Origin of the sequence: Paenibacillus sp. FSL R10-2788, from assembly GCF_038003885.1 — a bacterium.
Lineage (GTDB): Bacteria > Bacillota > Bacilli > Paenibacillales > Paenibacillaceae > Paenibacillus_AQ > Paenibacillus_AQ odorifer.
This window is the reverse complement of the sequence record NZ_JBBOQA010000001.1, coordinates 5,484,189-5,508,713: the sequence shown is the minus strand read 5'-3', so window position 1 is coordinate 5,508,713 and position 24,525 is coordinate 5,484,189. Positions and strand designations below refer to the sequence as shown.

At 43.9% G+C, this 24,525-nt stretch carries 20 protein-coding genes; 15 read left to right on the top strand and 5 right to left on the bottom strand.

Features of this window, described 5'->3' with window-relative positions:
* The first annotated feature begins 72 nt into the window (after positions 1-72).
* The gene (locus NSQ50_RS24535; protein WP_076225220.1) at positions 73-390 is read left to right on the top strand and encodes a BlaI/MecI/CopY family transcriptional regulator; all 318 of its coding nucleotides are present in this window, start codon (positions 73-75) and stop codon (positions 388-390) included.
* Complete coding sequence (locus tag NSQ50_RS24530; protein ID WP_256717128.1) at positions 356-2,047, top strand: M56 family metallopeptidase; 1,692 nt, start codon at positions 356-358, stop codon at positions 2,045-2,047. The genes NSQ50_RS24535 and NSQ50_RS24530 overlap by 35 nt, the downstream gene beginning before the upstream one ends.
* Positions 2,048-3,077: 1,030 nt before the next feature.
* Here NSQ50_RS24530 and NSQ50_RS24525 read toward each other — a convergent pair.
* Positions 3,078-4,367: a sensor histidine kinase gene (locus NSQ50_RS24525; protein ID WP_076225222.1), complete on the bottom strand. Its 1,290-nt coding sequence runs from the start codon at positions 4,365-4,367 to the stop codon at positions 3,078-3,080.
* Positions 4,360-5,097, bottom strand: a complete 738-nt coding sequence (locus NSQ50_RS24520; RefSeq protein ID WP_076225223.1) for a LytR/AlgR family response regulator transcription factor — start codon at positions 5,095-5,097, stop codon at positions 4,360-4,362. Before NSQ50_RS24520 ends, NSQ50_RS24525 begins: the two co-directional genes overlap by 8 nt.
* A 156-nt stretch (positions 5,098-5,253) precedes the next feature.
* Here NSQ50_RS24520 and NSQ50_RS24515 point away from each other — a divergent pair, with 156 nt between their 5' ends.
* The 3 genes from NSQ50_RS24515 to NSQ50_RS24505 all read left to right on the top strand — a co-directional run bounded on the left by NSQ50_RS24515 (position 5,254) and on the right by NSQ50_RS24505 (position 7,995).
* Positions 5,254-6,195, top strand: coding sequence for an ABC transporter ATP-binding protein (locus NSQ50_RS24515; protein ID WP_179087790.1), 942 nt, complete (start codon positions 5,254-5,256; stop codon positions 6,193-6,195).
* Entirely contained in the window at positions 6,192-6,974 is a 783-nt protein-coding gene (locus NSQ50_RS24510; RefSeq protein ID WP_076225225.1) for a hypothetical protein, read from the top strand. The genes NSQ50_RS24515 and NSQ50_RS24510 overlap by 4 nt, the downstream gene beginning before the upstream one ends.
* A gap of 220 nt (positions 6,975-7,194) precedes the next feature.
* Positions 7,195-7,995 carry an SDR family NAD(P)-dependent oxidoreductase gene (locus NSQ50_RS24505; protein ID WP_076225226.1) on the top strand — a complete coding sequence of 267 codons (801 nt, stop codon included), beginning with the start codon at positions 7,195-7,197 and terminating at the stop codon, positions 7,993-7,995.
* Between the two features lie 71 nt (positions 7,996-8,066).
* On the opposite strand, the gene NSQ50_RS24500 is transcribed toward NSQ50_RS24505, so the two are convergent.
* The 3 genes from NSQ50_RS24500 to NSQ50_RS24490 form a co-directional block, all read right to left on the bottom strand.
* A complete protein-coding gene (locus NSQ50_RS24500) occupies positions 8,067-8,987 on the bottom strand; it encodes an aldo/keto reductase (RefSeq protein ID WP_256717127.1) in 921 nt (306 codons plus the stop codon).
* Between the two features lie 162 nt (positions 8,988-9,149).
* Positions 9,150-10,340 (bottom strand): enoyl-ACP reductase FabV, encoded by a 1,191-nt coding sequence (fabV, locus tag NSQ50_RS24495; protein ID WP_036687496.1) that lies wholly within the window; start codon positions 10,338-10,340, stop codon positions 9,150-9,152.
* A gap of 523 nt (positions 10,341-10,863) precedes the next feature.
* Positions 10,864-11,799, bottom strand: a complete 936-nt coding sequence (locus tag NSQ50_RS24490) for an aldo/keto reductase (protein ID WP_076225227.1) — start codon at positions 11,797-11,799, stop codon at positions 10,864-10,866.
* Between the two features lie 183 nt (positions 11,800-11,982).
* On the opposite strand from NSQ50_RS24490, the gene NSQ50_RS24485 reads away from it, so the two are divergent.
* From NSQ50_RS24485 to tgt, 10 genes are all read left to right on the top strand, one after another.
* Positions 11,983-12,957 carry an ornithine cyclodeaminase family protein gene (locus NSQ50_RS24485; RefSeq protein ID WP_076225228.1) on the top strand — a complete coding sequence of 325 codons (975 nt, stop codon included), beginning with the start codon at positions 11,983-11,985 and terminating at the stop codon, positions 12,955-12,957.
* Positions 12,958-12,971: 14 nt separating this feature from the next.
* Positions 12,972-14,132 carry a dipeptidase gene (locus NSQ50_RS24480; protein WP_076225229.1) on the top strand — a complete coding sequence of 387 codons (1,161 nt, stop codon included), beginning with the start codon at positions 12,972-12,974 and terminating at the stop codon, positions 14,130-14,132.
* A gap of 11 nt (positions 14,133-14,143) precedes the next feature.
* Positions 14,144-16,270, top strand: coding sequence for a CocE/NonD family hydrolase (locus tag NSQ50_RS24475; RefSeq protein WP_081387014.1), 2,127 nt, complete (start codon positions 14,144-14,146; stop codon positions 16,268-16,270).
* Between the two features lie 747 nt (positions 16,271-17,017).
* Positions 17,018-17,743, top strand: coding sequence for a BofC C-terminal domain-containing protein (locus NSQ50_RS24470; RefSeq protein ID WP_036677682.1), 726 nt, complete (start codon positions 17,018-17,020; stop codon positions 17,741-17,743).
* Between the two features lie 244 nt (positions 17,744-17,987).
* Positions 17,988-18,491 carry a crossover junction endodeoxyribonuclease RuvC gene (gene ruvC / locus NSQ50_RS24465; RefSeq protein ID WP_036677679.1) on the top strand — a complete coding sequence of 168 codons (504 nt, stop codon included), beginning with the start codon at positions 17,988-17,990 and terminating at the stop codon, positions 18,489-18,491.
* Positions 18,488-19,105: a Holliday junction branch migration protein RuvA gene (ruvA, locus tag NSQ50_RS24460; RefSeq protein WP_036677675.1), complete on the top strand. Its 618-nt coding sequence runs from the start codon at positions 18,488-18,490 to the stop codon at positions 19,103-19,105. Before ruvC ends, ruvA begins: the two co-directional genes overlap by 4 nt.
* A gap of 36 nt (positions 19,106-19,141) precedes the next feature.
* The gene (ruvB, locus tag NSQ50_RS24455) at positions 19,142-20,149 is read left to right on the top strand and encodes a Holliday junction branch migration DNA helicase RuvB (RefSeq protein ID WP_036677672.1); all 1,008 of its coding nucleotides are present in this window, start codon (positions 19,142-19,144) and stop codon (positions 20,147-20,149) included.
* A gap of 32 nt (positions 20,150-20,181) precedes the next feature.
* Complete coding sequence (locus NSQ50_RS24450; RefSeq protein WP_076224585.1) at positions 20,182-22,281, top strand: SpoIID/LytB domain-containing protein; 2,100 nt, start codon at positions 20,182-20,184, stop codon at positions 22,279-22,281.
* 9 nt (positions 22,282-22,290) lie between these two features.
* Positions 22,291-23,319, top strand: coding sequence for a tRNA preQ1(34) S-adenosylmethionine ribosyltransferase-isomerase QueA (gene queA / locus NSQ50_RS24445; protein ID WP_038573001.1), 1,029 nt, complete (start codon positions 22,291-22,293; stop codon positions 23,317-23,319).
* Positions 23,320-23,340: 21 nt separating this feature from the next.
* Positions 23,341-24,477 carry a tRNA guanosine(34) transglycosylase Tgt gene (gene tgt / locus NSQ50_RS24440; RefSeq protein WP_036677666.1) on the top strand — a complete coding sequence of 379 codons (1,137 nt, stop codon included), beginning with the start codon at positions 23,341-23,343 and terminating at the stop codon, positions 24,475-24,477.
* Positions 24,478-24,525 lie beyond the last annotated feature (48 nt).

The following is a 24,525-nucleotide window of genomic DNA, read 5'->3' as shown; positions in this document are numbered from 1 at the left end:
ATGACTTGCATTTTATTTATACAGTTGTATAATAGAAGCAGTTATACAACTGTATAATATGGAGGTTGATTCATGATTAATGAAATTAAGAAGCTACCTGATGCAGAGTTAGAAATTATGCTTGTCATTTGGAAAACTGGGAATCCAGTGAGTTCTTCCTACATATCGAATCAATTACGTAATAAACGAAATTGGGCTTTGGCTACTTTAATGACGGTACTTTCGCGACTCGTTGATAAGGGATTTCTGTATTGTGAAAAGGAGGGACGGAGCAATAGTTATCGTGCAGCCATCTCAGAAACGGATTATAAGGAATGTGAAGGGAAAATCGGCAAAATGGAAATATTGGATATGGATGATTTTGACTATACGCTTGCTACTTCCGTTTAACATTTCGTTTGCCAATAATGTCGTACGGATTCCGCTTCCTGATAGCTCAAAGATAAGTACAGTGTTTCAAGACATTCCCTCCAACAGCATACAAATTGATGTGTCAGGGATTTCTCATCCTGTTCAGCAGGCCGCATCGTTAAATCATATACCATCTCTTATGGACATCTTAACTTGGCTCTGGTTTTCCGGGTTCGTACTTTTTTTGCTTTATCATTTTACCAGTTACTACTTTTTCAGAAAACAGTCTCTTCGTTGGAGTAATTCTCTTTTAAGTGACCAGATGGTATTGAAAATAAACCAAGTTTATAAAGAAATGAAAATAAAATTATCCATCACCGTTTTAATTAGTGAAAAGGTTCCAAATCCAATGTTAGTTGGTTTTTACAAGCCGATTCTCTTCTTGCCGCATGATCAATATAACGATGAAGAGCTTGAATTTATCTTCAAGCATGAGTTAGTTCATTATAAGAGACATGACATTGTATATAAGATACTCCTCTTAATTGTACATGCAATTCATTGGTTTAATCCTTTCGTGTGGTTCATGGTACGCCAAGCAGGACGTGAAATTGAAATTTACTGTGATGAGACGGTAGTGGGTACACGAAGCTTATCTTACCGTAAAAAATATTGTGAGGCTATCTTATCTGTCATACAGAATTCGGATCCCCGCTTTTTGGCTTTATCAACTAACTTTTCAGGAGGGGAAATTTCTATGAAAGAGCGATTTATATCTATTCTTAATACGAAGAAAAAACGAAACGGCATCACTCTATTTTATACCGTCCTGCTTTTGATCGGGGTAATCAGCGTGTTGGCGTCGTGCACTAATATAAAAGGCACCGAATTCATCAAACCCGGCACGATCTATTCCATTGGCTTTGATGGGGAGCAAGTTGTTGTTAATGATGCTGGCAATTCGTACTCCATAGATGCAGAGGGGAATGTTTCTGTTTCATATCGGAATGGAGATGTTAAAGCAAATGTGCCATTAAAATTGGATACGACCGGAGGGGTTCTGGGAATGGGGCAAGAGAACACCGGTTATTTTATATCCGAGGATAAAACAGCTATTGTTTATGGTTTTGCAGATGGAAAATCATTGCCGCTGCATGTTTTAATCAGTAATGATAAGGGACAGACATGGAATGACTATCCTATTCCTGGAGCAATGGGATATGAAACAAAATTTATCGGTTTCACGAATAAAAATGATGGTTGGCTGGTCAGTGGTGCTTCACAAGGAGTTGGGAGTGCGCTGAATTATGTATATCAAACCTCTGACGGAGGTAAGACGTGGAAAGAGATAGGCAATCCAAATGATATTTATTCGGAACATTTGACCGGCGTGGGATTTTCTAGTTCGGATATCGGGTTTTTAGGGTACAGATATTATATGGATGAGGGTCCTGTAATTTATTGGACCAAAGATCAGGGGCAAACTTGGGAAAGGCTTGCTGTATCGCTTCCAGAAAAGTTTGATAAATATAAAAAAAATCCCCTTTCTCCTATCTTTAATAGAAAGGAAGGACTGTTCCCTATCTCGTTAATTGATCAAGATACCGGTGTGGCAGGAACTATATATCTTACCAGTAAAGATGAAGGAATCACTTGGGTTTATGATGAAGCTTATGATAAGCTTCTAAATCCTTAAAAAAAGCGGCCATTGGAATGGCCGCTTTTTGATTGTCCAATGGGATCTCAGATAATGGAAAAATAGATACGATGAATACTAATTCCCGAACTAAAGTCAAAAAGGCTTCTATCCTAAAGTATGCCTAAGGATAGAAGCCTATGAGAGAAATATTCGAAAAGAGTATTAGCGAATTGTAAGGGATCCAATTTTGCAACGTTCATTGATTAAAAAATAACATGAATCCAATGAATTAATATGTTGTATTACAGATGCAACTTCTTATAGGATATTATAGGGTATCAAGCGGTACATGCAGCAGTGAGAAAATTCGGAGGCTAAAGGATCCCTTCTATTTGTTTCTCAATTTGAATAAAATAGGTTACTATTTCCACCCCCCTCCTCCATGAGAAGATGACTCTACGTAATCAATCTTAATCTGACCGTTGCCTGAGCCAAGCGTGGTGTTAAAATTATATTGACGTAAGTTCCAATCATTGAAAGTCCCTGCCCAGCTATTATCGACGATAAAAGTATAACGTGTCGTAGCTGAGAAGGAGCCGCGGATGTAGGCACAAATAGCTCTTGAACCGTAGATTCCCACTTTATAACCGTTAGGATTTAGGGATACTATGAACAGCCCAGCATTAGAAATTCGTGTAATCTCAGCATCTGTAAGTCCGTCATGAGAACCTTCTACACGGTTCAGGTATCGTCCAACAAATGTAAAGTTATTATTTTGAAGATGAGAAATAGTTCACAAGTTCTTGGGGGAATAAATTAGTAGATATAAAAGAGGCAATTGACTTTAGTTGGATATGAGGTACAACCGTGCTAGATTCATTGTTTGAGGAGTAACTAGCATATTTATAAATCTAATTTAGAAAAAGAAGAACAGATCTGTATTTTTATTGAGATTTTTATTAAATTTCGCTTAAGTTTGTTAGGGGAGAGTTGGTTTTCTCCTAGTGCATTTCGTTCTCTTTCTAATGTCCAACTGTGGAGGTTCGATTCATCTCACTGTTAACTAAAAAAGAACAACCTATTGTACTTACGATAGGCTGTTCCTTTTTTTACAGGCGACCATAAAAAGAACAATTTCGACTTGAAATAGATTATTGTTATATGAAATATCTACTAAGCCATTACTATCCTCTACGACCTTCTGGATACTTTTTAAGCCTATACCATGACCTGATTTATTAGTTTTTGTGGAGCAGATGTCGCCAAAACGATTCGTATGAATTTCATTCACATAAGGATTCTGAATCCGGATGAACAAGCTTTCATTAAGATAATGCATATGTATGGTTATATAGCACTCTTCATTTCTTTTATCGCAACAAGCTTCAATGGCATTGTCCAGTGCATTTCCTAAAATCACACTGATAACTGTGGTGTCGAGCGTCAGCTGTGCAGGGATGTTCAAGTCTAACTTGAAGGGGATCTGATGCTTTTCAGCGACCTGCTGCTTGTAGTTGATAATGGAATCAATAATCGTATTCCCGCTATTACTAACGCCTATTGGATTGTCTATTTGCCCCAGTAAGTTGTCCAACTCATTCAGATTGGCAGCTTCACCGGATTGTACCTTTGCGCGTAAACCTATGAGAATATTTTTAATATCATGCTGGAACTTAAAAGATTCTTCCTGTATTTCTTTTGTCAAAAGATATTGATTTACATAGTAAGAATTTTGTTGCTCAAGTAAGTAACTTTGGTTCTGCGCAGATTGGATAACTAACATACGGTCGCATAAGATAAATATCAATAAATTTATAATGAGTAGTCCTGTGGACAGGATTGGAACAAGGGTAGGGAAGGACTGCATATAAAGGCTGGATGCGAAGCTGTAGATCCCTAGTGTACTTATAGAAGGGCAAATAAATAATAGAACCCAATACCATTTAGATAACCCGCCATTTCCAAAGGCTTTAGCTACGCGCACGGACACAAAAGCTAATATAAACATCAGCAGCTTGGAAAGAAACTGGTTCAGAATATATCCCTTTGTCGAGTAAAATAGGGGCAGTGATAACTCACTAAGCGTAATAAGCGCAACCAGAAAAAGAGCGGCAACGATCCGCCATTTGATATTTCCATTGTAAAAAAAAGATAAGAGAGCAATCAGGCCAATATTGAGTGTGAGTAGGATTGAGCCTGGCAGTGAGCTATAGTGCAGAAAGACAATACAGAGGAAATATAGGGAGTACACGATAACAAGATTGACTTTGGTGGTAAGTCGGCTAACGAAACAATGCCTGTAGAAGTAATGAATAATGATAGGTAAAAGTGGAAGCGTTACTATATAAAATAACTCCTCCAGAAAGATATTATCCAACAAGACTCCCCCTGAATTTCAGATATTTTTTCTTGAAATCGGCACTGTATTTTGCACTAATGGGTAAGGCTTCGCCATTTAGGAGAATTACTCCCTGGTTCCTGATTTCTTTAATAAAGTAAAAGTTAACGATGTAGGATTGATGGATTCGGACAAAATCGCTCACAGGAAGCTTCTGCTCTTCCTCGTTTAGTGTACTGTAGTAGTCATGTTGATCCTTGCAGGAATAAAGAATAATTCTCCGCCGGTTGCTTTCCAGATAGATGATATTTCGATAGGGGATTAGAATTTCTTTTCCTTTTTGCTGTAGTGATAAGAAGTTTTTTTTGCCTTGCTGGAGCTTGCGAATTACTTTTTCAATCGTAGAAATCAGTTTGTGCTTAAATATCTCTGAATCGATAGGTTTCTTGATAAACCCCGAGGGCTGAACATCGAAGAGTTGCAGATGATATTCATCATGACTAGAGACATAGATAAGCTGCACTAGATCATTTTCATCATTTCCCCGCAGTACATACCCAGCTTTTATTCCATCCATATCCGCCATTTCAATGTCCATAAAAATAATATCAAACGCGCAGGCCTCTTGAATGGCCTTAGTGAAGCTTTCGCCGGAATAAAAGATCGAGACCTCTATTTTCCTTGTGAAATTAGGTTGAGTCTCCAGAATAAGTCTCTCTATTAATTCAGTAGTGGGAAAGTCATCATCACAGACAGCAATACGTATCACTTTATCATTCCTTTCGACAAGAATTGTCCAAAATATCCGGGAATTTGTCGACCATATAAGTCACATTATACAAATCCTTCTTAATAATTACATTAACTAACTTGATTGTTACAGTTTGAATGTAGTGTCCATGGCAACATGTTAGGATGTGGAAAAGTGAAAAGAGGAGTGTTTGATTTGACTCAAACGATCTTTGAGGCCAAAGGTTTAAGCAAACAATACGGAGAGTCTTTTGCACTTCAGGATGTCTATATGACGATTGGGGTAGGAGATATTTATGGGTTTGTTGGCGAAAATGGGGCAGGTAAAACTACGTTAATGAAAATAATAGGCGGATTGGTACATCCGACACACGGTGAAATCTCTCTTTTTGAAAAAAAGGACACAAAAGCTGTTCACGAGGCAAGGCGAAAGGTTGGATTTCTAATTGAAAGGCCAGCGCTTTATCCTAATCTAAATGCCAAGCAAAATCTTACGTTTTATTGCCATGCGTTTGGGATTAAGGATAAGAGCAGAATTGCGGAAGTATTGCAGGCAGTTTCTCTGGCAGATGCCGGTTCTAAGCTAACCTCAGAATACTCCCTTGGGATGAAACAACGTTTAGGTCTGGCTATTGCTCTACTTAACGATCCCAAATTTCTGGTATTGGACGAGCCTATTAATGGTCTTGATCCGTCAGGCATTGTTGAAGTGCGAAAGATCCTGGAGAAGCTTTCCAAAGAACAAGGAGTGACTATACTGATCTCCAGTCATATTTTAAGTGAGTTGCAGCTATTAGCGACCCAATACGGTTTTATTCATAAAGGAAGGTTAATCAAAGAAGCTTCTGCGGAGGAACTCTTACATACGGCGGAAACTAAGATCTGTATTCGAACGGCTGATCCCGCAGCAACACTTCAGATTTTAAAAAGTGAACTCCAACTAGAAACCATTACGATCACCGAAGCTGGAGAAATTCAAATTCCTAAAGAGAGTACAAATCTGGAAGAGCTGATGTCTCTTTTTCTGACGCAGGGCATCCATATTGAAGGGATTAACCTGTCGGCTCCAAATCTTGAGAACTATTATATGGATCTAATTGCTGGAGGTAACGAATGAGGAATTTTCTTAAGGCTGAAGCTTATTATGTAACCAAAGATCCTATGTTCAAGGGGATAAGTCTTCTTTTGCTGTTTGGAAGTGCCTTATTACTAGTTTGGATGGGGGTGCAAGTAGGATTTGATATAGATGGTCCTTTAGAGCCTTTAATCACTAGCATTCAGTTATCTTTTTTTCTGTATTTCATCATTCCGATTTACGTTTGTTTTTTTGCTACCGAGGGATTTGAGTATGGGTCGGTCCAAACCATTATCGCTTCGGGTCAGCGCAGGTCATTATATTTGCTGGGAAAATATCTAACCGAATTAAAAGTTGTAGTATGGTGGGTAATTCAATTTTTTGGTCTTTTTTATGTATTGTACATGCTGGCAGCGTTTGTTACGGGTTCCCATATCGGAAATGAAAGCTTAGAGGGGAAGTTTATCGTTGCGATGGGGGCTATTGGATTCAATATTTTGTATCTCGCAGCTTATTCCGCTGTCGTACTGTTGTTAGGAGTATTGATGAAAAAATCGGCTACCGCTGTAATTGCCACTTTTGTTTTTGTATTTGGCGATTTTCTGCTCAGTGGTTATCTTAAAGACTCTTCGTATGTATATCTGCGAGTGATTTCTGAAAATACGCTAACGACGCAAATTTTTAAATTCTCTGCTGTAAATTCACATGAGATATATACCCTAAACGAGGGTATTCGTATGATCCTAATTCCTGTTGTAATCATAGGGGTTTGCTTGAGCGTTGCTTTAATTTCTTTTGAAAAGAGAGATGTGCATCTATAGAGAGGAAGGATGGATTATGAAAAAGCATAACAAAAGAACAACTGTGATCTTAAGTATTTCGGTAGTAGTTATTATTTTTTGTGTTCTTTTTGTGAGTATACGAATATCTTGACGCTGTCTATCTAGTTTAACTAGAACGTGAGGATTGAATCTCTCCGTCATATCCTATGAATACGGAAGTGATTTGTGATAAATAATAGAGCATATTTATTAAGGAGGGATTGATACGAAGCTTCATCTAGAAGGAAAAACAACATTAGTTACCGGATCCACCTCCGGCATCGGAAAAGCGATCGCAAAATCTCTGGTACGGGAAGGTGCCGCTGTACTTGTGAATGGTCGTCATGCGGATAAAGTAAAACAAACTATAGAAGAAATACGCGCAGAGCATCCGAAAGCAGTGCTGTATCCGGCTGTGGCCGATCTGGGAACCGAGGAAGGATGTCGCAAGCTTATCGAGGAACACCCAATGGTCGATATTCTTATTAATAACTTAGGGATTTTTGAACCCGCTGAATATTTTGATATTCCGGATGCGGAATGGTTTAAATTTTTTGAGGTTAATGTGATGAGTGGGGTCAGACTTAGCCGCCATTATCTGCAGCGCATGCTTGAAAAGAATGAGGGTAGAGTGATTTTCATAGCCAGTGAAGCAGCAATTATGCCTTCTCAGGAAATGGCGCACTATAGTGCGACTAAGACAATGCAGCTATCACTCTCCCGCAGTTTGGCCGAATTGACCAAAAGTACCAAGGTAACTGTGAATACCGTCATGCCGGGCTCCACATTAACTGAAGGTGTAGAAACCATGTTGAATACCTTGTATCCAGAGGAAAATCTGACAATTGAGGAAGCGGAGATCCGATTTATGAAGGAGAATCGTCCGACCTCTATTATTCAACGTTTGATCCGGCCAGAAGAAATCGCCGATTTAGTCGTCTTTTTAAGCAGTCCTTTATCATCGGCTATCAATGGTTCAGCCTTTCGGATTGACGGAGGATTAGTGCGAAGTGTATTCTAACTTTTAAATTTAGCGAGTTATGTAAAAAAGCCACGGCGTACGTTAATAACGTACCTCGTGGCTTTAGGTGTTTATGGAAGGACATTGCCGGCAGCACGGTAGATCTCATACCATTCTTGCCGAGTGAGAGTAATATCGGAAGCTTTGGCAATATCACGCAAGCGCTGTATATTAGTTGTGCCAACGACAGGCTGCATATTTGCCGGATGTCTGAGAATCCATGCGATGGCAATAGCTGTATTGGTTACGTCTTTTTCAGCTGCTAAGCGGTTAATGACCTCGTTCAATTCAGGGAACTTATCGTTATCTAAGAATACGCCTTCAAAGAGGCCATATTGGAAAGGCGACCAAGGCTGAATGGTCATGTCATGCAGGCGACTGTACTCCAAAATCCCGCCATCATGAACAACTGAACCGGAGTTAGTCATATTCACATTGAAACCTGTATCAATCATGCCAGTGACCATAATGCTCAATTGCAGCTGGTTGAACAGCAGCGGTTGCTTTACATTTTTCTTCAGCAGCTCGATTTGCAACGGGTTCTGGTTGCTGACACCAAAGTGTTTGACCATACCTTTGCTTTCCAGAATATCAAAAGCCTCAGCGACTTCTTCTGGCTCGAACAGCGTATCAGGCCGGTGAAGCAGTAGGACGTCGATATAGTCTGTTTTCAAGCGCTTAAGGCTGCCTTCAACGGATTGCAGGATATGTTCCTTGGAGAAATCAAAAAAACCGTTGCGGATTCCGCATTTGGTTTGGATCATCATTTTATCACGCATACCCGGATTGTTCTCCAGTACGCCTGCGAATACTTCTTCGGCTTTGCCAGCTGCGTAGATGTCAGCGTGGTCAAAAAAGTCTATTCCGAGCTCAAGGGCACTATGTACATGTGTATCTGCTTCTTTTGCAGATAGATCAGCAATCCGCATACAGCCAAGCGAAATTTGTGACACCTCAAGTGCGCCGTTTGCTACACTAATTTTTTTAACCAAAAGTGACTCACTCCTTTGAATGTTAGTAGAACATGCAGTATTCAATCAAACCATATCATAAAGAGGGGAGGTAAGCCAATGTCTGTCTAAAAGAGAAAGAGGTTATCTCATCAGTAGAATTCACTACTTCAGAGACAACCTCATTTGTCTATAGGTCAGTTATTAATACATATTTGGAATGTCGACATTAGGATCAATGTCAGCTTCGTAGTCTACACCCTCTGTTCTAAAACCAAACAGGTTAAAGAAATCTTGGCGGTAGCCTTCAAGATCAGCAAGCTCACCTGCATTGTCGGTTGTCAGCTCGTCCCAACGTTTCATAACCTCAGTCTGAACATCCTCACGCATTTCCCAGTCATCAATTCGGATCAAGCAGCCCCCGTCAGCAGTAGCTTCGCCCCCACTGTAAAGATGCTCAGAGAATAAACGGTACATTTGTTCAATACAGTTCTCGTGCAGCCCTTTTTCCTTCATTACTTCATACAATGCAGAGATATAAAGCGGGACTACAGGAATTGCGGAGCTGGATTGGGTTACCAGAGCTTTGTTCACGGAAACAAAAGCACGTCCACCTTGAGTGGACAGGCGATCATTCAATTGGATCGCTGTTTGTTCCAGATCATGTTTGGCTTGACCAATCGTTCCGTCGCGATAGATAGGGTGAGTGATTTCAGGCCCGATGTAGGAGTAAGCAACGGTTGTAGCTCCATCGGCAAGCACGCCAGCTGCTTGAAGCTGATCGATCCACATTCTCCAGTCTTCGCCGCCCATAACTGCGATGGTCTGACGTACTTCCTCTTCTGAGGCAGGCTCAATAGTGGTCATGGAAACTTCACCTGTGTGGAAGTTCAAGGTTTTGTTCGAATAAGCGGTTCCCACCGGTTTAATGACGGAGGAGAAGGTTTCTCCTGTTACCGGATGAGTGCGGCGTGGTGAAGCGACACTGTAGACAACTAAATCAACTGTGCCATATTCAGCTTTAATCAATTCAATGGTCTTCTCTTTGATAGCATCGGAGAAGGCATCGCCAACTATGCTGTGAGATTTAAGTCCAAGCTGCGCTGCTTGTTGTTCAAAAGCTGCGGAGTTGTACCAGCCAGCAGAAGCTGTACGTTGACCTTCAGCAGCTTTATCAAAGAAAACACCAATAGTGTTGGCTCCAGCACCGAAAGCGGCTGAAATTCTGGAAGCTAGTCCGTATCCGGTAGAAGCACCAATGACTAGTACATTAGCGGGTCCCTCAATTTTCTTTTGTGCTTTTACATATTCAATTTGTTGTTGTATTTGTTTGGCGCATCCCTCTGGATGGGCTGTTGTACATATAAATCCGCGAGTTTTAGGTTGAATAATCATCAAGGAATTCCCCTTTTTATAATAATTAAAGTCCAATGTTACTTCAGAGAAAGTATAGCAAACAATATTTACTAATACAAAGAATTTAGGATATTGGAGAAGAATGACTGCTCTCCACTACGATCGACTGCCATCCGCTGCCGCTTACGGACCCAGATGACGTTATATGCAAATTTATCGCCTTTTCAGCAGGGTTTCGGACCCCAGAGACGTTATTGCTTAGAAAAAGGTTCATATTAGGTGTATTTTGTGCCAATAGCGGCTATGAGGTCCGATGGAATTCCAAAGGTGCAATAATGCTGCGTTACGGGTCAACTGTGTCCGATAGGGCATTGTGCGGGGAACTGTGATAGGTCGATCGAACGAACGTACGAAGGAAATAAAACGAACGAATGACGAATCTTACGAATCATGGCAATCGAACTATCTAACCCGAATCATCGGATGAACCAAAGCACAAAAGGGGCTACCCCAGCAGCCATTTCGTGGCCATGGGACAACCCCTTAATCTAATGAGGCTAGATTACGCCTTAAATATAGAATCTATAGTTTTGATCTCTTCTGGGGTCAGCTGCACCTTCAGCGTCTCTAAGTTGGAAACGATCTGCTCAGGACGTTTGGCGCCCGGAATAAGCGCATCGATGGAAGGTACGGTCAAATACCAGGCAAGTACGACATGTGCGACTTCGACACCTTTAGCATTGGCAATCTGGCGGACCTTGTCCACCTTCTCCAGATTCTTGGCAAAGGTCTCCCCTTGAAATAGCGGGTCATTTTTTCTAATGTCGCTGAATGTATCGCCTTGCTTATATTTGCCGCCCAGCAGGCCCGACGCAAGTGGGAAATAGGGCACGAAAGAAATGCCATGCTCCTGCGTATAAGGCAGCAAATCTTGTTCCGCATCACGATGCAGCAGATTGTAGTGGGATTGAAGAACATCCACATGACCGTCTTTGTTGGCTTCTTTCAGCTGATCAATGGAGAAGTTAGACACCCCGATGGCTCTAATCTTCCCTTCATCCTTCAGCTTCTTAAGTTCACCTACAGCTTCGTCCTTAGGTGTGTTTTCATCAGGGAAATGAATATAGTAAAGATCAATATAATCGGTCTGGAGGCGTTTCAAGCTGTCTTCCACAGACTGTCTTAGAAAAGCTGGAGAGTTGTCCAGTGTAATCTTGTCACCGGTAATCACGTGAGCGCCTTTAGTAGCAATGACCACATTGTCGCGGCCGCCTCTTTCCTTCAGCACTTCGCCAATCAGTTCCTCGGATCTTCCAGGTCCATAAATAAAGGCGGAATCAATAAAATTAATCCCATGATCCAGAGCGCTGCGCACGATATTTCTGCCGGTTTCATCATTTAAACCCGGAAATAAATTATGCCCGCCAACAGCATTGGCACCCAGACCCAGTGGGAGAACCTGCAGATTGGTTTTTCCTAAAGTTATTTTATTAGCCATAATCAATAGTCAGCTCCTTAAAATATAATACGTACTATATTAAGTATAGAGAATAACTGAGGTCAGGACAAATTTTCGCCTTCCAGCTTTAAACATGAATATTTAAACCGGATAAGTTATGATAGTAAGAAAATTTTATATTCGCGTTCGTGCAATCATGATGAGGAGAAGGAGGTCCGTCTTATGCTAGTCATTAATCAAAATGAAGTGGCTGAACTATTAGCTATGGAATCTTGCATCTCTGTTATGGAGTCTGTTTTGAAGGATCTGTCTGCTGGACAAGCCGTGCAAAGCTTAAGACAAGTGCTTCCTTTACAAAAGAGCAATCTGCTCGGCTTAATGCCGGGATATTTGCAGCATGAAGAGGTAGCTGGTGCCAAAATCATCAGTGTATTTCCCAGCAATCACGGTTCAGGCCTGCCTTCTCATCAAGGTCTTGTTACTCTATTCGATTCATCTTCGGGTGTTCTGAAAGCTATAGTGGATGGACAAAAGATTACAGCCATTCGTACGGCGGCAGTCAGTGCAGCAGCAACCCGATATCTGGCCAGAGAGGATGCCGAATTCCTTGCTCTTCTTGGAACTGGGGAACAAGCAAAAAGTCATCTGGAAGCGATGTTGCGGGTTCGACCCATCCGTGAGGTAAAAGTATGGGGCAGGACGCTCGCAAAGGCACAGGATTTCCAAACGGAGATGAGCCAAAAATATAATGTACAGATCATTGTTGCTGAGACAGTTCAAGCGGCAGTCAGCGCAGCGGATATCATTTGTACCGTGACAGCATCCACCGAACCTGTGCTCAAGGGAGAATGGCTGAAACCGGGTGTACATATCAATGCAGTCGGCGCATGTAGACCCAATGACCGTGAGCTGGATTCGGAGACCGTCCATTTAGCTAAGTTATATGTAGATCGGCTGGAATCCGCTCAGAATGAATCTGGGGATTATTTAATCCCGCTGAACGAAGGCAAAATCACAGCAGATCATATTGTCGGGGAGATTGGTGAGCTGATCAGTGGCACTATCGAGGGCAGAAGGTCCACGGCTGACATTACTCTTTTTAAAGGATTAGGGCTGGCCATAGAGGATTTAGCAGCAGCTAATTTTATATATAATGAAGCTGTTAGATTACATAAAGGCACTGAAATTGCATTCTAAGGAGCGACTACACGATGAGCACTTATGAAGGTCTGTATGATTTCAAGTTGACGGAGCAAGAGGAGGAGCGGGCTAAACGCTTGCATGAGCAGAACATTATTATCGATTTGCTGTTTCAAGGTCCCTTATCTCCAAGCGCGATTCCAGACTCTATCTCTGACAGAATCAAAGAATTATGTGAGCCTTATAAAGATGAGCCAATGGTATACAGCAGTATGCCTGCAAAAATCATCACAAAGCTATCTGCGAGCGGAGAGATCCCTGAGTATAAGGAAGAGTGGTACAAGTCCGGAATTACAGCAGGGAACCGTGAACTTCATTTAGAATCCTTAGACAGCATCATTACAAGCATGTCAGAGGTGCAGCTGCAATTCGATTCCGCAGATTGGTTAATCAAAGCCTTAACTGCCGAAGACATACGTGCTGCCAAGCGTAATGGTCATAAAGCGGGCATTATCACAGCACAAGAAACGGATGGTCTGGGCACGAATCTCGATCAAGTAGATGTACTTTATAACTTCGGTTTAAGAATTCTACAATTGACCTACAACAATCAGAACCAGATTGGGGCGGGCTGCGCAGAACAATCGAACGCCGGTGTCACTAATTTTGGAAAAAGATTCATTGCGCGCTTGAACAAGCTGGGGATCATTGTAGATACGGGGCATTGCGGGAAACAGACTACGTTAGATGCCTGCGCTTATTCCACAACTCCGGTGATTGCTTCACATACGGGTGTAGAGGCGATCTATCCGCATATGCGCTGTAAAAGTGATGAGGAGATTATCGCGATAGCCAAGACGGGTGGAGTCATTGGTATTTTTGCTATGCCTTGGTTTGTTCATGAAGACCCTAAACATACAACTATTGACCATGTGCTGGATCATATCGAATATGTAATCCGGCTTGTAGGCGTGGATCATGTCGGAATTGGAACGGATTGGCCGATGAGCGATGTGCTCTGGTCATTGGTTTATTTTAAAGAACATATCGCACCCAAGCTTGGATTCGCCAAAGGAGACGGACCTTCTACAGAAACCGTTGCTGGACTTGAGAAATATAGTTATTTTATTAACTTTACTAGAGGTTTGGTTGCCCGCGGTTATGCGGATGCAGATATTGCTAAGATCATGGGCGGCAACTGGCTGCGCGTATTTGAAGAAATTTGCGGATAGGGGATAAACAGATGACAACCTACTTACACACAACTACATTTAACGTCTACTTTTCTGGTGTTTATACAGGCAAAATTCATTTTACAGAGCAACAGATCATGCTCGCTAAGGTCGATCCGCGCAGAAGAACGCAAATGCAAGACAATGTGCTGGATGGACAGTTCAAAACTGTGCTTCCACTTCAAAAAATCCACAAACATTTAGACGCTTATGCTAAAGGGGAGTGGGTAGATTATGAGGTTGTGCTGAGTAATGGCGATATCTATCAAAAGCATATCCAGTATCAGGCGCAGATTGAAGGCCGCGAACTGACCTCACAAGTATGGGCGCTGCGCAAAGAGACGGCTCTGGACATTGTGACTTTGGATGGGGAGATTATCGCTTTTCTTACACCGAATCGGTATGGTATTGAGCTTATGGTTAAAGCGGGTTATGAGAAGCTGACTCCGTTAGTGGTCTACGATGATCCTCTTCTATCTAAGGCAGAATATGGTGTAAACGATCTGGGCACTGATCTGATTCCGATGCGCGATGGGGTGAAGCTGGCCACAGATGTTTTTTTACCAGAGGGTATTAAGCCGGGAACTAAGTTGCCGACTATTCTCGTAAGAACATGTTATGACCGCAACGGAAAAAAAGAGATTTTTATGAGATGGGCCAATAAAGGTTATGCAGTAGTATCGCAGGATGTTAGGGGGCGGGCGGATTCGGAAGGAGAACTGATTCCTTTTTATAATGAACGGGATGACGGCTATGATACGATTGATTGGATTATTGCTCAGGAATGGTCGGATGGCAACGTCGGCATGTGGGGCGCATCCTATCTAGGTTTTGTTGTTGTGGCGGCGGCCACCAGTGGGCACCCGAATCTGAAGGCGGTTGTGAATGAAGTGAATGTAGGCTCTCCATTTGTTGATACCGTTCGCAAAGGGGGAACTCTTTGTTCTTGGCCGTTGCTCTCTTGGACTCTTGCTCAATCTGTGGGTACTCGGACGGATTTTGATATCTTTGGAGGCATTACGGTGAATCCGGAAGCAGCCGTTGATGCAAGACCGATTAGAGAGATCCCTCAGCAAATGATTGGCAAAACATCAGGTCCTTGGGATTTGTGGAGCCAGCATCCCGAGTATGATGATTTCTGGAAAAACTGTACTTTTACTGAGCGCGGAGATCAGGTGCAGGTGCCTATGTATGTCATCTCAGGCTGGTATGACGGCGACAGCGCCGGCGTATCGGAAACATGGAGAATGCTGACAGAACATGATGTGCCTAATCGCAAAATCCGTCTGGGCGCTTGGGAGCACGGGCCGAACAGAGCCAGAGACTATGAAGGTGTGAGCTTCGGCAATGATGCCGTAGTCTATGATTACGATGTTTCTGTGCTGCGCTGGTTCGACCGCTTCCTCAAAGGCATTCCAAATGGAATAGATCAGGAGCCTAGAGCCTCTTATTATGTTGTTGGTGAAAATCAGTGGAGAACGTCCGCGGATTGGACACCTGCCGAAGCCACAGTTTCTTCCTTCTACCTTTCCAGCGGTGGGCGAGCGAATTCAGGACATGGGGATGGGCAACTGCTCGCAGCGCCTGAGGAACATTCTCCTGAAGATACTTATGTCTATAATCCTCATGATCCTATGAATGATAGCGGTGAACGAGAGCCTGAAAATTTGCGGAAATACGAGCTGCGCAATGATATCCTTGTCTACACTAGTGATATTCTGACGGAAGAGCTGACTGTGGCCGGAGAACTGTCTGCGGTTATCTACGCTGCCAGCACTGGCAAGGATACGGATTGGGTAGTTACGCTTAGTGATGTGAATGAACAAGGGGACTCCATCCGGTTATCCAATTATATTGTCAGAGCTAAATACCGTCATGGATTGGAAGCACCTGAGCTGCTGATTCCTGGGCAGGTGGAGAAATATGATATTTTCATGCCGAATATAGCCCATAGATTTGCTGTTGGACACCGAATTCGGTTCTCGGTTACTTCGTCCAGCAAATTCGTTGCTTTCCCTAATACAAATACAGGTAATAATCCATATGAAGATTCAGAAGCGATTACTGTGCTGCAGACCGTCTACCATAATCGTGAGTATCCGAGCCATGTGAAGCTGCCGGTGGTTCCTAACGCTTAAATATGACTTTAATACGAAGAAGATGCTGAACAAAGGTAAAAGAAATTACCACTTGAAGCTGAGGCAGCATTTGATGACCAATGATGCTTCAAGTGGCTTACCGAGTGAGCACCGATTGAGGTCTAGGTAAAAAAAAGTGAAGAATGAACTTATGCTTCAATTGAAGCGAAAAGTAAAACACTTATAGAGCGATTAGGGAATTTCTCCCTGAAATTCTTAGGATTCTGGTCGTCAGACATATAATGGGGGAAAAACTCCCTAATATATGTCTGATTCCCGGGAATTAAGGAAAACAGCTTATTTATTAGGGAGTAATTCCCTGATTTCGTTCATTTAGAGCGAATATATGCTATTTTCAGGGAGTTTTTCCCTAATTAGTTTTAGATCCACTCCGCACAACGCGCAAACGTAGAACGCATCCCCCCATCACGCAAACGCAGAACGCCTACATCGCTACCATCCCAAACGCCCAATTCAATGGCATAGCACACTAAGAACTAAATAGTCTATTGGCAAAGCAAAAGTTTTGGTGGAAAAAATGGTCGATCGTAATGAAATAGGTATCACCTAAGGCCGGTATGTGAAACCTCTCCCCAGAATCGCCCTTCCAGACTTACACCATAAACCTTGAACCATACTGCAAGGTCAACCTTGTATTTTTGGAGAAATGTCGATTATTCACAGAAAAGCGCATAAATGCTCCCTTCTTAGGTCACAATAGGGAAAAACCAGAATGAAGGGATTAACGTGAACGCGTTTCGCTTAAAAAAACAACTTTGGCGGCGATGGAGACGTTGGAAAAAGGCGCTTTGGGTAGGAGCTGCTTGTATAGCTTTTACTGTACTGGCTTGGCGCAGTATGCAGGTACCTGAGGAAATCAGTGGACTGCTGACGAATTCTAGCTGGGCGGATAGTGCCGATAGTGAGTTAGCCGCAGCTGTCTTTAAAGTAGGCGAGGACAGTGATGAGGCAAAAGAGAAGGGCACTTTAAATAACGAACAACTGCTGCAAACCATCTCCCAAAGTGGGCTCAGCAGAACCGTTCATTTAAAAACAACCTATGTGTCCGGAGAAGAGATTCAGACGTTGCCAGGCGTAAAGAACCCGCTTCAGCTGAAGACTATAATCAATGAACACCCTGAATGGAGCGGTTGGATTAGTTCAGAAGGGGATTTGTGGCTGGAACAAAAAGTGAATGATTTATCGACAATGATAAAAAAAGAAGCCTATATTGGTGTAGATGCGTTTGGGAATTTGACCTTGTTTAAAGGTCCGCCAGTTCAGGAAAAGGTACTGAAGACTTTTTTTCAAATGGATATGGGTTCCCTGAAATCCTCATTGCCGGAAAATATTTGGAAAGAGCTTCACGAGGGGATTCGTGTTCAGGATATTGAAGAGTACAACAGTGTGCTGTCTACCTTCAGTGATTATGCCCGCGAAGCTGCTGAGCATGTCATGCAGAACAAGCAATAGATTTGATAAGCTGTCCAAAAGTCATTATTAATGGCTGAGGGCAGCTTTTTTGTGTGAAATGAAACGGGGAAGAGTCTAAGCTGTAGGCCTAAAGTTGCCATTTCGCTGCAAACGGTAAACTTTTTTTCTCCCGCAAGGGGGATTTTTGCTATAATGGTTAGAAGGAATACATATGTTCGCTTCATGGCGGAGGAATGGATGAAAACGGTGGAATAATCTGCCTGTTATAGAGGAGAGATCATGTTTGCGTATTTTGGGAATTGATCCGGGGCTGGCGATCGTCGGCTTTGGTTTTGTGGATAAGGAAGGACATAAACTGACCCCCGTCCAATATGGTTGTATTCAGACTGAGGCTCATACGCCTGAGGAAGAACGACTGCTGCATGTCTATGAAGGCATGGGTCAGCTCATTGATAAATATAAACCCGATGCTGTGGCGATAGAAAAGCTGTTTTTCGCTCGCAACGTTACTACAGCATTGCCAGTGGCGCAGGCCCGCGGTGTGACTATATTAGCTGCAGTACAGCGGGGTCTCCCCGTCTCGGAATATACACCTATGATGGTAAAGCAGGCTGTTGTGGGTTATGGTAAGGCTGAGAAACGGCAGGTCCAGGAAATGGTGAAGCTGCTGCTGAAGCTATCGGCGATTCCGAAACCCGATGATGTGGCGGATGCGCTGGCGGTAGCGGTATGTCATGCCCATTCGAGCAGTCTTAATTCTAAATTAAATGAGGTATTGCGAAAATGATAGATTTCTTAAGAGGACCCGTTGTTCATTTGGAGTCGGAATATGTGGTGCTGGATGTGCAGGGAGTAGGATACCGGGTATTCTGCCCGAATCCTTATGCTTTTGCCAAAGTAGAAGGACCTGTAACGATCTATATTCATTACCAAACACGTGAGGACGCTACGCTATTATTTGGGTTCCCGACTCGTGAGGAACAAAAATTGTTCCGCAAGCTGATAGAGGTATCTGGCATCGGTCCTAGGGTTGCGCTTGGAATCCTGACAGGTGGAACACCGGATCAGTTGATTTCAGCGATTTATCAAGAGAATATAACGTTCTTAACGAAATTGCCGGGCATTGGCAAAAAGACAGCACAGCGTATGATCCTTGATTTGAAGGACAAGCTGGACGGACTCAGTATGGCTTCAATGCAAACGGGATTGTTTGCAGTGCCAACGGAAGAGGCAACGGACGGATTGGCCTGGCAAGAGGCGCGGGATGCGCTTAAGGGGCTGGGTTATACCGAAAGCGAATTGGACCGCGTGTGGCTCGCTTTGAAGAAAGAGGGAGCAGAGACAGGAACTGTAGATGTGCTGATGAAGAAAGCACTAGGGCTGCTATATATAGCTAAGTAAAGCCGTACACATCCTAAAGAAAGGGAGCGATAGGAAATGGATGACCGGATTATATCCGCGAATTTGATGATGGACGAGCAGGCGGTAGAACTAAGCTTGCGCCCTCGTTATCTGGGAGAATATATCGGCCAGACTCAGGTAAAAGAAAACCTGAAAGTATATATAGAAGCGGCCAAAATGAGAAGCGAAGCGCTGGATCATGTGCTGCTGTACGGACCTCCGGGTCTCGGCAAAACAACGCTCGCTAATATTATCGCCAATGAGCTGGGTGTGAACCTGCGAACAACTTCCGGCCCTGCGATAGAGCGTCCAGGCGATCTTGCCGCTCTGCTGACGAATCTGCAGGAAGGCGACGTGCTTTTCATCGATGAGATTCACCGTTTGCACCGCACGGTCGAGGAGGTTATGTATCCTGCGATGGAGGATTTCGCGCTGGATATCATGATCGGCAAAGGGCCAAGTGCCCGTTCGGTACGATTGGATTTGCCGCCGTTCACACTGATAGGTGCCACAACCCGGGCAGGACTATTGTCTGCGCCACTGCGTGATCGTTTCGGAGTGGTCAGTCGCCTGGAATTCTATAACATAGATGAGCTGAGTTACATTGTATCTCGAAATGCGGATCTTCTAGGCATTGAGATTGTTGGCGATGCAGCAGAAGAGATTGCACTTCGTTCGCGGGGAACGCCGCGGATTGCCAACCGCTTATTGAAGCGGGTCCGTGATTTTGCTCAAGTGCGCGGAGATGGAATTATAACTCCTGAAATTTCTGGGGAAGCATTGAAGATGCTTCAGGTGGACCCGCGTGGGCTGGACAGTATTGACCACAAGATGTTAAGTGCTATGATTTCAAGCTTTCGCGGCGGTCCTGTAGGACTGGATACGATTGCAGCTACGATTGGTGAGGAAAGTCAGACGATTGAGGACGTATATGAGCCGTACCTGCTGCAGATAGGTTTCTTGCAGCGGAGTCCGCGTGGAAGAATTGTAACCCCGGCCGCTTATCATCATTTAGGGCTTCCGCTCCCTCCGGAGCAGCACTAGTTCGTCACTACAATTATAAAGGAGGATGCTGGATGAAGCATACGAAGAGGAAATGGAGAGGGGTCGCCCCGCTAAGCAAAGGATTGCTTGCGGCTGCGCTTGCTGTAGGAAGTTTCCTGATCCCTGCGGGTGCCAGTCATGCCGATTCTAATAGCACGATACGAGTTGCTCTTTATGCTGATATTGGAAGTAAATATAAATCCACTGTGCCAGCAGTAACACTGCAATCAACGCAAAGCTTTACTTTGCTGTCGGATCAAGCAGGAAGTGCTCCTTTGGTATCTGTCCCAGGACAGAAGCAAATTCGTATAAGTCTGGACGGATATAGAGTTAAGGTGATGGAGGCTTCAAGCTGGCAGACAGCAGCGGATGCAGCTAAAAAGCTCCAATCCACCTCCGATAAACCGCAGATTTTTGCAATCTCCAGAAATGGAGCGACTGTGTATCAGTTGTACACGGGCGTCTATGCTAGTGAAGCAACTGCCAAGGATGGGCTTACCCGTGTAGTCAAAGCAGGGCTGAGCATTCCTGCTGACCAAACCCCAGCGGTGAAAGGCAATAAACATTTATCAGCTGGCCGCTATTCTTCGGAGCAGGAAGCAGATGTGGCGCTTAATAGCCTCACTGCAGCTGGTTTAGATGCTTGGAAGGTGTTTCTGGCAGGAAACGACGGCAGTGCACAAGTAGAGGTATGGGTAGGCGAAGCTGCCAACGATAGTGATTTAACAGCTGTTCAGGCCGCTGTGTCTACTGCTGCACCACAATTTACGGTTTCTGTGGCCACCTCGCCCGGATTAATACTGCGTAAGGATGCCGGGCTGGATTTTAGCAGTGAAACTCAAGCCGATCATTATCTGGTTTCTGGAAGCAATGCTAAATTTCTTGCGGCAGGCAGCGAGGCTGGGATTCAGTTAGTGGAAAGATCCAAGCGTACATATCGCGGAAATTTGGAACTGAGCAATTTGAGCGGATCGCTGGCTGTAATTAATGTAGTGCCGCTGGAGCAATACTTGTATGCCGTAGTGGGAGGAGAGGTTTCCTCCAGCTGGCCGGAAGAAGCGCTAAAAGCTCAGGCTGTCGCCGCCCGCAGCTATGCGCTGTCGCAAGGCAACCGTTTTGATGTAGCGAATGTAGTAGATACTACTCTTAGTCAGGTATATAACGGAATCGGGTCTGAAGCTCCCTCCATTATCAAAGCTGTAGATACTACTGCTGGTGAAGTGCTGATGAGCGGTGGTAAAGTTGTTGAGGCTGTATTTTCTTCCAATAGTGGTGGTGTGACAGCTGACCCTTCAGAGGTTTGGGCGAATGGTGGCGATGTATTTGCTAGTGTTCCAAGCGTTGAAGATGTTTCGGCTGCTGCTGCTAAGAAGTGGTATTATGTTCTGCTTGCGAATGGTACCTCTGGTTATGCACGTGAAGATAATATTAAATTAACGGGCAGCAAAACTGCTGCCGGACTCGATATAGTTACGGCTACAACCAAAGATGTGAATATACGTCCTCTGCCAGTTATTGAGAGCAGTGTTAGTGCGGTCGGAAAGCTGAATCCGGGTGAGAACGCTGTGGCTCTGGATAAAGTATATGAGTCCGGCAGCTATAGCTGGATCAAAGGGCCGTATACCTCTGCTGAACTTCTAAAAAGCTTGCAGGGTAAAACAACAAGCACGCTCCCTTCCAGCATCTCTAACCTGCAAGTTACTCAGCGCGGTCCTTCTGGAAGAGCGATTCAGGTGAAAGCTAATGGTCAGGCTCTGAATGTGAAATATCCTGATATGTTCCGCTCCGCGTTTAATGGATTACCTAGTACTTTGTTTGATATTGTGGCACCCGGAAGTTATACTGTATTAGGCGCTGACGGCGCTACCGCCACAATTAGTAGCTCGCAAAGTGCTGGTGTGCTTTCCGCATCGGGGAAGGTTAATGTGAATGGCAGTGGAACTGTAGTGATGGGTGGAGATTCTGCGGCCAGAGTGATCACTAACAGCTCGGGCTTTCTGTTCATTGGGCAAGGCAACGGCCATGGTCTAGGCATGTCGCAGTGGGGCGTGAAAGGCATGGCAGACAGCGGGTATGATTACAAGCAAATATTGCAACACTATTATAAGAACGTTACTATAGTTAAGGAATGAAGACAGACCATGAATGTAGATGCTTATGATTTTCATTTGCCGGAAGAATTGATTGCCCAGACACCTCTCGCTGATCGCAGTGCTTCTAGACTGCTTCTAGTGAATAAGGAGGATGGAGAGCTGGCTCACCGGCATTTTACCGATATTATTGATTATTTTAATCCCGGAGACACGCTTGTTCTAAATGATACGAGAGTCATTCCAGCTAGATTGTTTGGAGTGAAAGAAGATACTGGTGCTAAGGCGGAAGTGCTCCTCCTGAAGAATCTTGGGGATGATCGCTGGGAAGCACTTGTAAAGCCAGGGAAAAAGCTCAAGACAGGCGCAGTGATCATCTTTAGCGATGAGCTTCGTGCCGTTATCGAGGACGAAGCTGATATGGGCGGCCGTACGCTTCGTTTCATATATCAGGGTATTTTTCAGGAGATTCTGGACAGGCTGGGAACGATGCCGCTGCCACCTTATATTAAGGAAACACTGGATGATCGTGAACGATATCAGACTGTGTATGCTCGGCATGAGGGATCGGCCGCTGCGCCTACCGCAGGGCTTCATTTTACCCAAGAATTGCTGGAACAGATTGAGGCTAAGGGTGTAAATATCGCTTATATCACCCTTCATGTAGGTCTCGGTACTTTTCGTCCGATGTCTGTAGAGAAGGTTGAAGAGCATGTTATGCATTCTGAGTACTTCGTAATGTCTCAAGAGACGGCAGATACCATAAATGCTACTAAGGCACGAGGTGGCCGTATTATTGCAGTTGGCACAACGTCTTGTCGGACACTTGAAACGGTCGGAAGACAATGTGAAGGTGGGCCGCTTGTGGAATGCAGTGGCTGGACGGATATTTTTATCTATCCAGGGTATAAGTTCAGTGTAGTAAATGCGCTAATTACCAATTTCCACCTGCCAAAGTCTACTTTGGTTATGTTGGTTAGCGCATTGGCAGGTCGGGAACATATTCTAGCTGCTTATGAAGAAGCGATAGAGCAGAAGTACCGATTCTTTAGCTTTGGAGATGCAATGTTTATTTATTAAGGTAAGAGGATGGGTTAACTTATGGCAGCAATTACTTATGAGCACATCAAAACGTGCAAACAATCCGGAGCCAGACTTGGAAGAGTCCACACTCCACATGGTGTGATTGAGACACCAGCATTTATGCCAGTCGGCACACAAGCTACAGTCAAGACTATGAGTCCTGAAGAGCTGAAAGAGATGGATGCCCATATTATTTTGAGCAATACTTACCATCTGTTTCTAAGACCAGGCCATGATATTGTTCGTGAAGCTGGTGGACTGCACAAGTTCATGAACTGGGATCGTCCGATTCTGACAGACAGCGGCGGGTTTCAAGTATTCTCGTTAAGCGACATGCGCAAGATTACGGAAGAAGGAGTTCATTTCCGTTCCCATCTAAATGGGGATAAGAAATTCCTGTCTCCGGAAGTAGCGATGGAGGTTCAGAACTCCCTGGGTTCAGATATAATGATGGCATTTGATGAATGTCCTCCATTCCCGGCTGAGTATGATTATGTGAAAAAATCACTGGAGCGCACCACGCGCTGGGCAGAACGTTGCCTGAAAAGTCATGCTCGTCCTAACGATCAGGGTCTTTTTGCTATTGTGCAAGGGGGCATGTATGAAGATCTGCGCCGTCAGAGCGCGGCTGATTTGACTTCCATGGATTTCCCGGGGTATGCTATTGGGGGGCTCAGCGTCGGAGAGTCCAAGCAGCTAATGTATGAAGTGCTGGATTATACAGTTCCCCTGCTGCCACAAGGCAAACCTCGCTATTTGATGGGCGTGGGTTCACCGGATGCGCTGCTGGAAGGATCAATCCGAGGAGTGGACATGTTCGACTGTGTCTTGCCTACTCGTATTGCCCGTAATGGAACAACGATGACCAGTCAGGGAAGACTCGTTGTACGCAACGCTAAGTATGCCCGTGATTTTGGGCCGCTTGATCCGGAGTGCAATTGCTATACATGCCGGAATTATTCCCGCGCTTATTTGCGCCATCTAATCAAAGCCGATGAAACCTTCGGACTTAGATTGACGACATACCACAATTTGCACTTCTTGTTGGATTTAATGCGTAAAGTGCGTGAAGCCATCAAGGAAGATCGGCTGCTTGATTTTCGCGATGAGTTTTTTGCCAAATACGGATTATATGATAATCTTAAAGGCTTTTAGGGTTTGATTTATGAGTCATGCTTTAATGTACTTTGAAAGGGGGGAGAA